Consider the following 14,731-nt stretch of genomic DNA (forward strand, 5'->3'; position numbering starts at 1 on the left):
GACGCGAAAATGGATATGGGCCGGCGGCTCGAGGGCAAGGCCCAGCGCTGACATCAATTGACCGACCGGTCCGTCCGACGGCAGCGTGTAGCCCTTCGGCTTCACCGTCGTGAAGCGGAACCGTCCCTGCGGATCGGTACGGAAGCGTCCGCGCAGATTGAATTCCGGCTGGCGGTCGGGTTCCTGGTTCTCGTAGAGACCCTCGGCATTGGCCTGCCAGATCTCGACCGTCGCATCGCCGACCCCCGCGCCGTCGAGCGCGACGATGCGGCCCGCGACCTCCAGCGGCTCGCCCTTGTGATCGCGCGAGATGTTCGCGCCGGGTGGCATCTCCGGCACGTCGGCCCGGTAGAAGGGCCCGGCCAGGGTGTTTGGTGTCGCTCCGGCGGGGCGCGGGCTGTTCTGATCCTCGATCAGCGAAGACACGCCCAGGACGTCGGCGAACAGCACCCATTCCTGGCGCCGCGCATCGGCGTAGTGGCCAACCTCGGTCAGAAAATCGATCGCCTGGCGGAATTCCTCGCCGGAGGGCCGCAACTCCACGATCAGCGCGTGCAAACCATCCACGGCTGCCTGCGCCGCCGCCGCCAGGCGGGACTGGCCCATTGCCGTCAGGCGCCGCGAGAATTCCTCGGCCTGCGTCGATATCGCCTTGGGGGACTCATCCCGCTTCGGGTCGTGCTGGCCGTGCATTCCGCCGGGGCCTCCCTTCCCCTTGCCAAGCGGGATAGCACGGCCCGACGCGATGCTTGATGAGATGTGACGTCCCTTGTATAGCGTTTTGCTATGAAGCTGAACGAGCGCCACCTCATGCAGCTCGCCGCGGTGCTGGATGCCGGCGGCGTGTCGGAAGGAGCCGCCATGCTGGGCTTGACCCAGCCGGCGGTCAGCCGATCACTGGCCATGCTGGAGGCGCGGGTGGGTGAGCCGCTGTTCCTCAAGGGCCGCCGGCCGCTGCAGGCGACGCCGCTCGGCTTCCAGCTGGCGGCGCAGGGCCGCACGATCATCACCGCGTCGCGCAAGGCGTCGGATGCGGTGCAGGGCTTCATGAAAGGCACCAAAGGTGTCGTCCGTGTCGGCGGCGTGCCGTTCTTCATGGACGCGATGATCAGCCGGATGATCGGAGAATTCCAGAAGCTCGAACCCGAGGTCACCGTTCAGCAGAGCTACATGAACCTGCCCGAGATGGTCGCGGCGCTGGACAGCAACCAGATCGACCTCGGCATCGTGCCGATCGGCGTGCTCGACCTTGGTCCCGGCTTCGAATTCACCGAAATCCTGCCCGGACGCAATGTCGTGGCTTGCCGGCCCGATCATCCCCTGCTGCGAAATCGCCGCCTCAGGGCGCATGACCTGACCAGCTTTCCCTGGGTGGCTCCCCTGCCCGGCTCTCCGCTGATGTCGGACCTGCAGATGATCCTGATGAGCATCGGCATGTCGGACCTGAACATCCGCTATTCGGGAGGCTCGCTGATGAGCGTGATCAACTTCCTTGCCGAAACCGATGCGTTGGCCGTGCTGCCATTCTCCGTAGTCTTCGCGCAGCGCAAGGAGAGCCGGGTTACGGTGCTGCCCTATGAAATCCCGCAGCCCAGCCGCTCACTCGGTATCCTTCGCCGGGTCAGCGGACCACGCTCACCGGCGGCAGAGCGCTTCGCCGGCCACGTCACGACCGCCTTCGAAAACCTGAAGCACATCATCAAACGGCATGAGAATGCCGTTGTCTGGGGACGGTAAACCAGCCTCGCTATTCGAATGATGCGGTAGCGTCACACAACGCGCATGTTTCCTCCAGCCGGAGGCGCTTCATCCCCGCGTCGCCGGTTAGGCTCGACGGCCGCCCGCCCCCAAAAGCCGTCGGGCCGCCAGAAATCCCGATATCCTATTGGTCACGCCCTCCTCCACCTCGCCATCACTGCGTAAACGCTTTGGACATCTGATCCGCAAAGGGTTTCAACAGATAAGACCAGACATTGCGTTCGTCGGTGCGGATATGAACCTCGGCGGGCATACCTGGCCTCAGCACCTTCGCTTCGGTCAGGCAGCTCGATTTGCTTTCAACCTTGATACGCGCCGAAAAATAGGAAAGCTGACGTTGCGGGTCTTTAATCAGATCTGCCGAGATGTGTTTCACTGACCCTTGGCAGACCGGAGTGGTTCCCACGTCGAACGCCGGAAAACGGATTGATACCGGCTGCCCAGGCCGGACATCGTCGACCCGCGACGGAGGGATCAGCGCGTCCACCACAAGATCGTCGGTATCAGGTACGATGGTCATAAGCATCTCGCCAGGCGCGATAACGCCGCCGACGGTATGGACAGCCGATTCCTGTATCGTTCCGGACTGTGGCGCGCGGATCGTTGTCTTGGTCAGTTCATCCTGCGCCACAATCCTCCGTTCGTTGAGTTCGGTCTGTTTGGCTTCGGTCTCGCGGAGTTCGGTCGTCACGTCGGTGCGCCTTTGGTCATCCAGCTGCAGCATCTGCAACCCCGTTTCGCTGATGCGCGCCTGGGCTTCAGCTACTGCTGCAGCGAGGCGACCCGATTCTCCCCTGGCCCGGGTGGCATCCAACTTGATGTTGCTTACCCTCTCCTTGGAGACGAGTTTTTTGGCGTAGAGGGAATCAACGTCGGCGAAATCCTTGCTCAGCAGGGCAACCGATTCATCCACCGCGCTCTGTTGCGCTTTAAGACCGTCGATCTGACGTTCAAGTTGCTGGGATTGGCTTCTCAGCTGTGCCTTCTGTCCAGCCAAAGCCGAAGAGCGCGTTTCAAAGAGAGCGCGTTCGCCGTTGACGAGCGCAGCCAGCTCCGGTTGGTTCATTCGCGCTTTCAGGCCGACCGGCAGCTGCATTTCCGCCAAGCCCGTGCGCTCGGCCTCCAGCCGGGCGAGGCGAACGGTCGCGCGATCGAGATCCTCGCTGATGATTTGCAGGTTCGCGCGTGTCAGCGTGTCATCCAGCCTGACCAGCACGTCGCCGGCTCGCACATGATCTCCGTCCTGCGCGAAGATCCCGCCCACTGTTCCTCCGGTTTGATGCTGGACCTTCTTGACGTTGCTTTCTACCACCACGGTGGCCGGTGCAACCACGGCGCCGGCGATCTTGGTCAATCCCAGCCACAGGCCGCCGCCGAGGACCAGCAGACCTGTAATCACCAAGCCGAATATCAGGTTGGCCCGTATACCGTCCGGCAGATCTGGCGAGCTCACGGCAGGTCCTTTGCTGCCACGAAGGGTCCGGGCATAGGACGAGAAGGTGACGAATGTTTCGAGCAGAGCCTCATGCATGCCCGGCAACCCCCGGTATCGGCGCCAAAGAAGATGGCCGAGGTGAAACAGGCGGTGAAGGTCGGAGCACGTTCGCCAAGACCTCCTCGCGCGAGCCAAAGGCATGAACCGTCCCGTTCGACATAACCAGCACCTGATCGATGTTGGCGAGTGCCGAGGGACGATGCGCAACGACAATGACGATGCCCCCGCGCTGACGCACTGCCCGTATGGCGCCGGCCAGGGCAGCGTCTCCATCCACGTCGAGGTTCGAGTTCGGTTCGTCGAGCACGACAAGGAACGGCTCGCCATAAAGGGCTCGGGCGAGACCCACGAGTTGCCTCTGCCCTGCCGACAGGGCTGCTCCCCCCTCCCCGATGCGGGTCTGAAATCCCTGAGGGAGTTGCATGATCATTTTCTCGACGCCGGCGGCTCTTGCCGCCGCAAGGACGCCTTTTGGATCCGTCTTGCCTCGGAACCTCGAAATGTTGTCTGCTACCGTGCCGTCAAACAACTCCACATCCTGCGGCATGTAGCCGATATGGGCGCCGAGATGTTCCGAGTTCCATTGATCGAGAGAGGCGCCGTCCAATCTCACCGAGCCATGGAGCGGCTTCCACACCCCGACCAACGAACGGGCCAGCGTCGTCTTGCCGGAGCCGCTCGGGCCGACGACGGCCATTCCAGCCCCCCTCGACAGGTGGAAACTTACATTTACAACGGTCGGTCTTGTCAGGCCGGGCGGCGCGACTGTCAGTTGCTCGACGGCAAATCGTGCCTGTGGACGAGGCAATTCCATCGGATCGTCCTGACTGCCAAATGCAGCCATGACAGCTGCCAGTTCGCTATAGCTGCGCCGGGTCGATAGAAAACCTCTCCAGTTTGCAATGGCCGCGTCAACTGGGGCCAAGGCCCGGCCGAGCAATATGGAAGATGCGATAATCACCCCAGGAGAAGCTTCACCGCCGATGACCAGGTAGGCACCGAGCCCCAGAACGCCGGATTGCAGACCCATGCGAAGCGCCTTCGAGAAGGAACTGGCGCCACCGACGACATCCGAGAGGCGCTCCTGCTGACCAAGATATGCGCGGCTGACGTCGCTCCAGCGTCGAGCCAGTCGACCAGAAAGCCCCATTGCATGAACAACCTCGGCGTTGCGCCGGGCGGAGTCGGCAAGCGCCCGTTGCGACGACAAGTCTTCGGAGGCGCGCGCGGCCGGACCACGGCTAAAGACTTCCGCAACCGCCGTCAGGAGGACCACGGCGATCGCGCCGACGGTTGCCAACAAGCCGAGCAAAGGATGGAGCAAATAAATGATCACCAGATAAAAAGGGATCCACGGAGCGTCGAAGATGACCGTCGGTCCCGTTCCGGAAAGAAAGCCGCGCAGTCGGTCAAGATCGTGCAAAGGCTGCAAGCGGCCCGCATCACGTCCTGCCTTGAGCGGCAAGGACAGGGAGATGGAGAACACCTTTTGCTGCAAATTTCTATAGAGAAGACTGCCGATGCGGACCAGCACGCGAAGCCGCACGAAATCCAGGAGCCCGTAGACCGCATACAAGCCCAGCATGCCGATCGTGAATCCCACCAGGGTGGGAACGCTCTGCGACGGCAGAACGCGATCGTAGATCTGCAACATATAGACCGAACCGGTCAGGGCGAGAATGTTTATCACTGCCGAAAACAGCGCCACGCCAAGCAGCCCAGGCATGCAGGCGAGAATGGCGGAACGCAGCTCGGGAGAACCGGCCCCCGATGTTTTCATGACCAGCGGTCGTTCGCGCGACACTGCCGCGCCGTTACTTCCGTAAATTGTGATGGCTCAAACCTTTCTTGGTGCGCATAGCAGCCGCTATCCGTCGCCCCCCTTATTACGCTCTGCTTACATACGTCGACTTTGAGGAAAATGCAGCGGATTCGTGGCGCAGGACCAACGAAACGCGACCCGCAGCGTGCACAGGCTGGGGATAACTCCCCCAAAAAACGGCAATTCACGCTAGTAACGCAGTCCAGAATGGAACACGCAAAAGGGGCTTATGTCCTTGCTTCCACACACTTTCAAAGACGCCACGGTCGTTGACACAAAATACCTGATGCGGAGCAACAACTTAGATCAATCAAACCTTTTGTCGTTCTGTATTCTGTATTTGATCTCGCCCCGATACACCAATCACCCGAGCAGACCATCAGTCTCCCAGACTTCCAGAGGCGGCAAATTGACGACCGTCAGGCCGGCACGCCGGATCGTCATTCAAACGGAGGAGGACGGTGATCGAGCCTGACGTATTGTGGTTTAACGCATGCGCAGGGATGGCGACTGGAGGGCTCGTTCACCTCGGGGCGCTGGCCGACGGGTTCGACCGGCCCCATCTGTGACGGCTGCCAACCTGCCCAAGGAGGCGGATCGCGCCTTCGCCATCGTCGTTATCAGAGCGGACGCCGCGTTAGCCGTGCGTTATCCGCGTAGTGGGGTGTTGCGTGGAAAAGAAGTATCGGAAATTAAGAAGAGCTGTCTGGGAAACGATATATAGGGTCAGCTTGATAACCCCGAATTTCTACGTTCTGAACTACCCCATAGCAGCAGCGGGATTCTTTAACGGGAACAACAGGTTCCCAAGACGGGTTTCCAGTCAATCGGCTACGATAAATGATTTTATATTTGACAGAATGATACGAAATAGATGGGGATACCTGGAGAAGATTTGCGTTGATAAGCATTATGCTAAGTACATAGCTAGTGGAATCGCAGGCCTTAAAATCCCAAAGACGATCTCTGTATTCAAGATAGATAGAAATACGACGGCAGATGACATTTTACTTTGGATCCAGCCTTTCCTCGGACGTCATTTCGTGATGAAGCCGACCCATTCCTCTGGAAAAATTATATTCCTCGACAAACCGCTCAATAGGAAAACTCTAGAGGAATTCTTAAATTTCTCTAAGAGGTCGTACTTTAATATCGGACGAGAGACACAATATTATAAAATGGAAAAGAAATTAATTGTCGAAGACAACATTTCTACTGGTGGTGAATTAAGTGACTACAAATTCTTTTGCGTTCGCGGCAAGGCAATTTATCTTCAGGTCGACGTCGGTAGATTTGTTGATCATAAAAGGGCTGTCTTTTCTCTTCCGGATTTTAAGCAGATTGATGTCATGTATGGTTATGACCTACCAGAAAACGTAGAAAGGCCGGAAAATCTCGAAAAAATGATCGAGATCGCGGAAACGATATCTAGGGATGTTGAGTTTGTCAGGGTCGATTTGTACAGCATTAACGGTGACATATATTTTGGAGAGATGACTTTTTCTCCATGCGCTGGGTCGGATCATATTTCAAACGAGAGTTGGGCCATCGATTTTTTAAATAGGATCAAAGCAGAAAGTGCTCCTAAAGCAGCGATAGGTGGCCGCTTCACGCCGCAAGCGGCACGATCTTTCGACCGTCAAGTTGGCGGGTGAGCCGCGAGGGCGTCAGCGCAAGCCTCGGTTCATGTGCCGAGGCACCCCAATTGGCTTTCCCCTAGTTGGGGATAACCCGGTCGGGAAAGGCGGATATTTCCCAATCACGCGGCTCAACAATGAGCCGGATGAGAGGGGCTTATGTTGTTGTTGCGGCACTGTTTTAAAAGACTTCGGTTGACCCGAAGCGGAACATCTCCTGCTGTGCAGCAATCCTGTCGGCGATCAAAGATTCTATCCAGCGGGTGTCGTATTTGATTTGGGCCTAATATGCGCCGTCAACTAAGCAGACGTGGGGCATAACCGAATCAACCAAAGGATTTTTGGATGACACTCCACTACGCGTCCGGTGGATCAGCCGCCGAGATCGCAACCGCCGGATTCAATCTGGCTGATGTTCAGTACGTTTCGCAAGTCAATGCCTTGCCGGATGGCATGAAAGGCTTGGTTTATCTCGGTGAGCACGACGGAGTAACTTCGTCTTTCATTGATAAAGTCACTCCCTTCATAGGTAATCCAAATGTGTTCGGGTTTTACCTTAGCGACGAGCCTGATCCGACAGGCAAGTGGGGCAGCTACGCAACCGCTGCAAATCTAAAGGCGGAATCCGACTGGATTCATTCTCATGTTCCCGGCGCCAAGACCTTCATCACGATGATGAACTTGGGCACGGATGGCTCCCCGAGCTACATGAACCCGAACGACCCGGCCCACGCCGCTTACAATCCGGCGAATACGGGCATCGATTTCTACGGTATCGGCTATTACCCCATCAACAACACTTCGGCTCCCGACTACACCCATATCGACAAGATGGTTGCGGCTGCCGGTGAAGCGGGCATCCCGATTGACAAGATCGTCCCGCTTTACCAGGCGTTCGGTGGTGGCAACTGGGAAACCAGCGCTGGCGGCAAGTTTGTCATGCCCACCGCTGCCCAGGAGCAGGCCATGATTGATCGTTGGGCCGCACTGGTTCCGTCGCCGGCCTTTGACTATACCTATAAATGGGGAACGCAGAATGGCGACACCGCGCTTGAAAGCGCCTCGGAACTGAAAGCCTTTTTCCTCCAGCACAATCTCGAGGGCACCCATGCCCCGGTCTCGCCCCCGGTTAGTGATCCTGTCACGCCCCCGGTCAGTGATCCGGTCGGCACACCGACCACACCTCCTACTCACGTCGGCACCCCTGCTCCCACCGGGCCGGCCCCGTCGGGCAGCGATCATGTCTTCCATGGCACGCGCGGCGCAGACGTTTTCCACGCAACCGGGGGCAATGACAAATATCTCGTCAACAATGCTCATGACAAGGTCATGGAAGCGCCAAACGGGGGCTTCGACAAGGTCGCGGCCTCGGTGAGTTACGCTCTTACGGCGGGATCACATGTCGAGCAGCTCTCCACCGCCAATTCCGGTGGCAGGGCGTCCATTAACCTGACCGGCAACGAATTCGGTCAAGCCATCTATGGAAATGGCGGTGCCAACAAGATCAATGGCGGCGGTGGCGCCGACAAGATGACCGGCTATGGCGGCAATGACACCTATTACGTCGACAATGCCCACGACAAGGTGGTGGAGCAGGGAGGAAGCGGCCTCGACAAGGTTCTTGCCTCGGTGAGCTTCGCTCTTTCGGCTGGCTCGCACATCGAGCAACTCGCAACCACCAAGACGTCCGGCAAGGCCGCCATCAATCTGACCGGCAACGAATTCGGACAGACCATTCAAGGCAATGCCGGTAACAACAAGATCGACGGTGGCGGCGGAGCCGATACGTTGACCGGGCACGGGGGCAGAGATGCCTTCGTGTTCAGTACCGCCCTTGGCGCTGGAAACGTCGACAGGATCACTGATTTCAACAAAGCCCAGGACAAGATCCACCTCGACCATTCCATCTTTGCCGGTCTCGATCAGGGGGGCCTCTCGTCGGACGCTTTCTTTGCCGGCAAAGCGGCGCATGACAGTTCCGATCACATTATCTACAACAGTTCGACCGGAGCTCTTTCTTTCGACAGCGACGGCGTCGGAGGCGCAAACCAGATCCATTTCGCGAGCCTCTCTCCGCATCTGTCGATTACCGCATCGTCTTTCCTGGTCACCTGACGCTCCAGCGACGAATGCCTTAAAGGTCGGCGAGGTCTTGGTGCCTCGCCGACAGTCGTTTGGGCCGAGCGTCCGAACTTCGCGCCCATCAGCGAGCCGCGGAGTTCAGGTCCGCCACGCCTTACTCCAGCCACTCATCGTACCCACTTCAGGCAATGCCGTGGGGGCGTCCCGGTGAGACTGCGTCGGCAAGACAGGAGGGACATTAGCGCTCCCCCACCGCGAGGGAATCTCGCCTCACTGGTCCTACCCCTTTCCAAACATCATGGTGTCATTCAAACGGACGAGGACAGGAACCCGGCCTCCCCATAGCGTGCACTCGGGCGGGATGCGCTCATAGGTGATGAAACCGGGCCGTGGCAGCATCGAGAGCGTCAGTTACTCGATTGCCCGCCGTGTGCGCTGGGGAGAGGCAGATGAACCCACATCTGGTCTGCGTGGGAGGCGAGGATCACGCCTTGAGAGTTCCCTTCCTCATCGCGCTGCGAGAGAAAGGCTTTCGCGTTACGGCGGTCTCGAGCGGTTCTCCCGTACCGTTTTTAAGGCATGACATTTCGCATCACAGGTTCTCCTTCGACCGGTTTGCATCTGGCGGCGGGGAATGGCGTGCTCTCGGAACGATGCGCCGATTGATGCGGGAGCTTCGGCCCGACATCATCCAGAGTTTCGACACCAAGCCAAATCTGTTGACGCCCCTTTCCATGCGGGGAACAGTTCCGGTTATTCGCACCATCAACGGGCTGGGCTGGACGTTCTCATCTCTGGCGCCTCGCGCTTTGGCCCTGCGTCCGGTCTATTGCGCGCTGCAATGGCTCGCGTCTTCGTGGACGGCGGCGACCGTTTTCCAAAATCGTGATGACCAACTGTTCTTCGAGCGCTTTCGGCTGACCGGTCGCGGAAGCTCGCGACTGATACGCAGTTCCGGAATCGATGTCGATGCGTTCGCAACGGTGCGCCATCTCGGGTCCTCGGCAACGAAGATGCGTAGGGAACTCGGCCTCCAGTCCGCCGAAGTGGTGATCTTTGTCGGCCGCTTGACCCGTCAGAAGGGTGTGGGAACCCTCCTCGAGGCGGTTCCTCGCGTCGTGGCCGAAAGACCAGCAGCACGATTTGTGCTTGTCGGCCCGCGAGAATCCGAAGGCTCATTCGCAATCGACAAGTCCGAGATCGACCGGCACGCATCTCATGTGCTGGCCTTGGGTCCACGACGCGATGTCGCTGATCTCCTCGGCATGGCCGATGTATTCGCCTTTCCCACCCAGTATCGCGAAGGAGTACCGCGTGTGTTGCTGGAAGCGGGGCTTTCGGGACTGCCAATCGTGGCTTCCAGGATGCCAGGCTGCAGAGACGTCGTCGAAGACGGGTGGAATGGCTACCTGGTTGCACCGCATGACGCCGATGCCCTTGCCTCGCGAACAATAGACTTGCTGTCCGACCGCGCTGGGGCAAAGGCAATGGGCGTCCGTTCCGCTGAACTTGTGCGGGAGCGATTTGCCCTGCCGTTGGTGGTCGATCAGTACTGCGACCTGTACGAAAACACACTCCGCGCGGGGCTTCCGCGACCGCTCCCTGCTGTCGCGCTTGAGGGCAGCCTCGCAGATCACCGGGGCGGAGCACGTCAATGATCCGGGACGCCTTGCTCGCCCTGGGAGTTGCGATGTCCTACGCGACGCAACTGGCCGTTCCGGGATTGCCGCTCGGCTATGGCGAATTGTTCATCGCGATCTGGATCGTTCTGGCGATTGGACGAATATTCGCCGGGGGTCGTCTCCAGGTCACACCCGCTTTTGTCCAACTGGCGAGCTTCTGGCTGATCTTGTCGCTGGCTTTGGGAATCGGCACGATCGTCGGCTACCTGACCACCGTCCTTTACTTGACCGGGCTGGTACATGACCTGATGGCCTACATGCTGCTGGCCGGCTTCACATGCCTGGCGGCCGCGGAGCCCGACGCCGATCGTCACCTTCGCCGCAGTGCCTGGTGGGTGATCGCCATCGCCAATGGAAGCTTCGTAATTCAGCTGGGATTGGCATTTGGGGTAGCCCACCAGCCCGGCGTCGACCCCTGGTTCTGGGACAGATTCCGGGGCTGGTCCGAGAACCCGAACCAACTTGCGCTCTATTGCGCGCTTTTTGGCCCCCTGGCTTTGCACCTTGCCACGACCACCCGCAACCCATGGCGCCGTTTGCTCGCATTCTCCAGCCTGATCCTGACCTTTTATGTCGGCCGGCTGACGAAGAGCGACACCTATCTCTACACCAGTATCCTGAGCTGCCTCGTCTTTCTCGGATTGCGGCTTCGTGCATGGATCGCAACAAGCGGTCGCGCCAGCCTGCCCCGCTTGGCAGCAATTGTGCTGTTGGCGGGTTCCTTGCCTTTAGCGCTGGCGATGACGCCCTACGCGCTCACCGAAGAGGCCAGCGTCGCCCATTTTGCCAAGAGCCTTACCAAGGACCAGGGTGGGGAAGCGACACTCGAAACGTTCGAACTCCGGCTCTATCTGTGGCAGGACGCGGTGGAAACGGGGTTGAAATCCGGGTCGCTGGGATTGGGCCCTGGGCCTCACCTCGAGCGCCCGCCCGTCGCCGACCGTCAATTTCTGCAGCGACCTTTCGAGGCCCATAATACCGTTCTTGACCTTTACCTGCAGGGCGGATTGCTTGCGGTGATGGCATTGGTCTGGATCGTGGGAGCCGCAATGTCGCTTGCCTGGCGAGCGGGATTCGACGCGCTGCTGGTGCTCGGTGCGTCGACGATAATCTTCAGCATGCCTCACCTGATCATCCGCCATCCGATCGTGTGGTTTTCGCTGGCTTTCTGCCTCGTTGCCGGAAATCCGACCGCACTTCGGCGGCAACTTGCCGAGCCCAGGGTGCCCTAAATGTGTGGGATCGCCGGAATTCTATTGGCTTCCGATGCCACAGACATAAAGCCGCTCCAAGCGATCGGGCGGATGACCGCATCGCTGCGTCACCGGGGCCCGGATGGCGAAGGGCTCTGGGCCGATCGCGAGGCTGGAATCGCATTGGGCCACAGGCGATTGGCAATTGTCGACCTGTCAGCCGCCGGGCACCAGCCGATGCATTCTGCCAGCGGCCGATACGTGATCACCTTCAACGGTGAGATATACAATTTTCGCGATTTACGTCGCGAACTTGAGGGTGCGGGCCAAACCTTTCAAGGCGCCAGCGACACCGAAGTGATGCTCAGCGCAATCGAGCATTGGGGGCTTGAAACCGCCCTCAAACGCTTTGCCGGAATGTTCGTGTTCGCATTGTGGGATCTGAAGACAAGAAGCCTTTATCTGGCCCGTGACAGGATGGGCAAAAAGCCCCTCTATGTTGCTTCGACCCGAGACGCATTGGTCTTCGCCTCTGAGCTGAAGGCGATCAACACCTTTCCGGGCTTCTCTCCCGACCTTGATCTTGATGCCGCGGCGGCAATGCTTTCAACGGGATGGGTGCCGGACCATCTCTGTATCTGGCGAGGCGTGTTCAAACTGCCGCCTGGTTCCGTCCTTTCCGTCACCGCGGCGAATTGTGCCGAAGACCGCAGCGCGGACCGTCTTTCGCAACGCGTTCACCGCTGGTGGTCACTGGCTGACGTTGCAGCCGATGGGCGACGGAACCCCGCTACCGGCACCGACGAAGATCTGGTTGACGAACTGGACAACCGGCTTCGGCTGGCCGTGCGGGAACGCATGATGGCCGACGTCCCTCTGGGTGGCTTCCTGTCGGGCGGGATCGACAGCTCAGCCGTGATCGCCCTGATGCAGGCTCAATCCTGCAAGCCGGTTCGCAGTTTCACGATCTCGTTCGCAGAGGGCGGCTTTGATGAAGCTCCATACGCAGCGGCCGTTGCCCGTCATCTGGGCACCGACCACTCCGAACTTCACCTCTCGCCCAGCGCCGCACGTGACGTCATTCCCGAGTTGCCGCAGGTCTGGGATGAACCCTTCGCCGATGAATCGCAGATACCGACCTTGCTCGTTGCCAGGCTCGCCCGTCAGCACGTCACCGTAGCGCTGTCGGGCGACGGCGGTGACGAATGCTTCGCAGGATACGGCCGCCACTTCATGGCGGAGCGGTTGAAACGACACCTGCGCCTGCCCCGACAACTGCGCCGAACCTTGGCGGCAGGGGCAGGTTTTTTCGCACGCGCCGGACGCGACGATGTCATCGGCAAACTGCCACTCTCTGCGAGCGCGAGGCATTTTATCCGGAGCGACCGGATGGAACGTCTCGCCCGGCTGCTCACGGCATCGAATGAAGACGAATTGTTTCAGCGGCTGGCGCGGCCACAGGCTGAAAACCTGGGACGTCAGCGGCCCACCGAACCAATCTACGGCCACGGCGGTCCGCCGCTTGACGACCTGCTCTCCCGTCTTCTGTGCGATGACATGGCGGGGTACTTGCCTGGCGATATCTTGGTGAAGCTGGACCGTGCCACTATGGCCAACAGCCTTGAGGGCCGGTGTCCTCTGCTTGACCACCGCGTTGTCGAATTCTCCTGGCGGCTGCCATCCAACATGAAAGTTCGTGATGGCGCCGGCAAATGGATCCTTCGTCAATTGCTACGCCGCTATCTCCCGCAGCACCTGATCGAGCGTCCGAAACAGGGCTTCGATGTCCCTATCGCAGCATGGCTGCGGGGTCCGCTGCGCAACTGGGCCAGCGATCTTCTCGCCGACATGCGAGCAGAAAGCAGTGACGTATTGGACGCTGCGAAGATCGACGCCTGCTGGCGCGATCACATTGATGGCCAGAACCGCTCGCGCGAATTGTGGTCCGCATTGATGTTCCAGGCCTGGCGGAGCCGAGCCAACCGGCAAGCACAGGAAACCGGCCCAATTCATGAACCCGATCTGGCAGGAGTATAAAATGGTAGGTTCCGCAATCAGCCCGATCCAGCTGCCACGGATCAATCAACCACCAGCACCGGTTCTCGAAGGCAGAGTGCACGTGCGGTCATTGCGCGAATATGTCGAGCCGGCCACCGCGTCGCACCAACTCTTCGTGATTCTGGCAAGGCGAAAATGGTCTATTGTTGCCTTCGCTGTGTTGGGCGGGCTGCTGGCGGGGTTGCTGGGAAGTCTTCGCCCGGTTCTCTACGAAGCAACTACTCAGCTTATCATCGACGCCCCATCGCGCGGTTCACTGCCCGTCGGCGCCCCGTCTTCGCAGGACCTCGTCGATTCAAGCATAGATGACCACATCACGATGCTATCGTCGCAAGACCATCTGCGCCGCGTCATGGCGGCACTGCGCAAGACAGGTGCGGCTGAAACCGGACAGGACAATTCCGCTAGCGGGAATTCCCGGCTTGAGCCGTCTGCCATCCCTCCCCCGAGGACACGCTCGCTTGCCGGTGGTCTACTGGACCGACTGTGGCCAGGAGCGGACAAAACAATCAGCGATTCACAGGCCGAGGATGCCTCTGAATTGAGAGCCTTGCGGCAAGGAATGCGGGTCGGGCAGGAGCTGCGATCGAGAGTAGTCTCCGTCGCTTTCGCCGATGACAGTCCCGCGCGGGCGGCGCTCGTGGCCAACACATTCGCTCAGGTCTATGTCGACAATCTGATAAGGAGAAGGCAGGCATCCGACCAGCAAGAACTCGATGCGATCACCACCAGCCTGCCCAGGCTGCAAAACGATCTGCAGGCAGCGGCCGACCGCCTTGAGAAATATCGGTTGAGCCACGGAGCCATCGACCAAGGCTCGGCGGACAATGCAGCCAGGGAACGGGCCGACCTCAGCCAGCAATTGTCGATGTCAAACGCAGATCTCGCCGCTGTGGAAACTCGGCTGCGACATGTTCAGGAGCTTCGAGCGCAGGGGGCTTCTTTCGTCTCCGTGGCCGAAGCCATTGGCGGGCCTGAACTTGCCGATCTTGCGGCTCGGCAGG

10 protein-coding genes are annotated in these 14,731 nt (G+C 59.6%); 7 read left to right on the forward strand and 3 right to left on the reverse strand.

Translation table 11 applies throughout. The features are described from left to right. The coding region (locus tag EOA22_RS08365) for a dioxygenase (RefSeq protein WP_127389919.1) at positions 1 to 693 on the reverse strand (693 nt) is incomplete at its 3' end. A 93-nt stretch (positions 694 to 786) separates the two neighbouring features. Between EOA22_RS08365 and EOA22_RS08370 the strand changes: the two genes are divergently transcribed. Continuing rightward, the gene (locus tag EOA22_RS08370) at positions 787 to 1,737 is read left to right on the forward strand and encodes a LysR family transcriptional regulator (RefSeq protein ID WP_013533101.1); all 951 of its coding nucleotides are present in this window, start codon (positions 787 to 789) and stop codon (positions 1,735 to 1,737) included. Between the two features lie 175 nt (positions 1,738 to 1,912). Here the strand turns inward: EOA22_RS08370 and EOA22_RS08375 are convergent, their stop codons facing one another. Beyond that, on the reverse strand, positions 1,913 to 3,289 hold the full coding sequence (locus EOA22_RS08375; RefSeq protein ID WP_013533102.1) for an HlyD family type I secretion periplasmic adaptor subunit: 1,377 nt from the start codon (positions 3,287 to 3,289) through the stop codon (positions 1,913 to 1,915). Next, positions 3,282 to 5,033 carry a type I secretion system permease/ATPase gene (locus EOA22_RS08380; RefSeq protein ID WP_063167497.1) on the reverse strand — a complete coding sequence of 584 codons (1,752 nt, stop codon included), beginning with the start codon at positions 5,031 to 5,033 and terminating at the stop codon, positions 3,282 to 3,284. The genes EOA22_RS08375 and EOA22_RS08380 overlap by 8 nt, the downstream gene beginning before the upstream one ends. A 713-nt stretch (positions 5,034 to 5,746) precedes the next feature. Between EOA22_RS08380 and EOA22_RS08385 the strand changes: the two genes are divergently transcribed. The 6 genes from EOA22_RS08385 to EOA22_RS08410 form a co-directional block, all read left to right on the forward strand. After that, entirely contained in the window at positions 5,747 to 6,730 is a 984-nt protein-coding gene (locus EOA22_RS08385) for an ATP-grasp fold amidoligase family protein (RefSeq protein WP_164745800.1), read from the forward strand. Positions 6,731 to 7,057: 327 nt separating this feature from the next. Then, positions 7,058 to 8,827: a calcium-binding protein gene (locus EOA22_RS08390; protein WP_063167496.1), complete on the forward strand. Its 1,770-nt coding sequence runs from the start codon at positions 7,058 to 7,060 to the stop codon at positions 8,825 to 8,827. A gap of 416 nt (positions 8,828 to 9,243) precedes the next feature. Continuing rightward, positions 9,244 to 10,452 carry a glycosyltransferase family 4 protein gene (locus EOA22_RS08395; protein ID WP_063167495.1) on the forward strand — a complete coding sequence of 403 codons (1,209 nt, stop codon included), beginning with the start codon at positions 9,244 to 9,246 and terminating at the stop codon, positions 10,450 to 10,452. Then, complete coding sequence (locus EOA22_RS08400; RefSeq protein ID WP_063167494.1) at positions 10,449 to 11,708, forward strand: O-antigen ligase family protein; 1,260 nt, start codon at positions 10,449 to 10,451, stop codon at positions 11,706 to 11,708. The genes EOA22_RS08395 and EOA22_RS08400 overlap by 4 nt, the downstream gene beginning before the upstream one ends. After that, on the forward strand, positions 11,709 to 13,706 hold the full coding sequence (gene asnB / locus EOA22_RS08405) for an asparagine synthase (glutamine-hydrolyzing) (protein ID WP_063167493.1): 1,998 nt from the start codon (positions 11,709 to 11,711) through the stop codon (positions 13,704 to 13,706). It begins immediately after the preceding gene. Next, positions 13,681 to 14,731, forward strand: a 1,051-nt coding sequence (locus EOA22_RS08410) for a Wzz/FepE/Etk N-terminal domain-containing protein (protein ID WP_245478608.1), incomplete at its 3' end; no start/stop codon positions are given. The genes asnB and EOA22_RS08410, both read left to right, overlap by 26 nt.

It is taken from the genome of Mesorhizobium sp. M7A.F.Ca.US.014.04.1.1 (assembly GCF_003998745.1).
Taxonomy (GTDB): Bacteria; Pseudomonadota; Alphaproteobacteria; order Rhizobiales; family Rhizobiaceae; genus Mesorhizobium; species Mesorhizobium ciceri.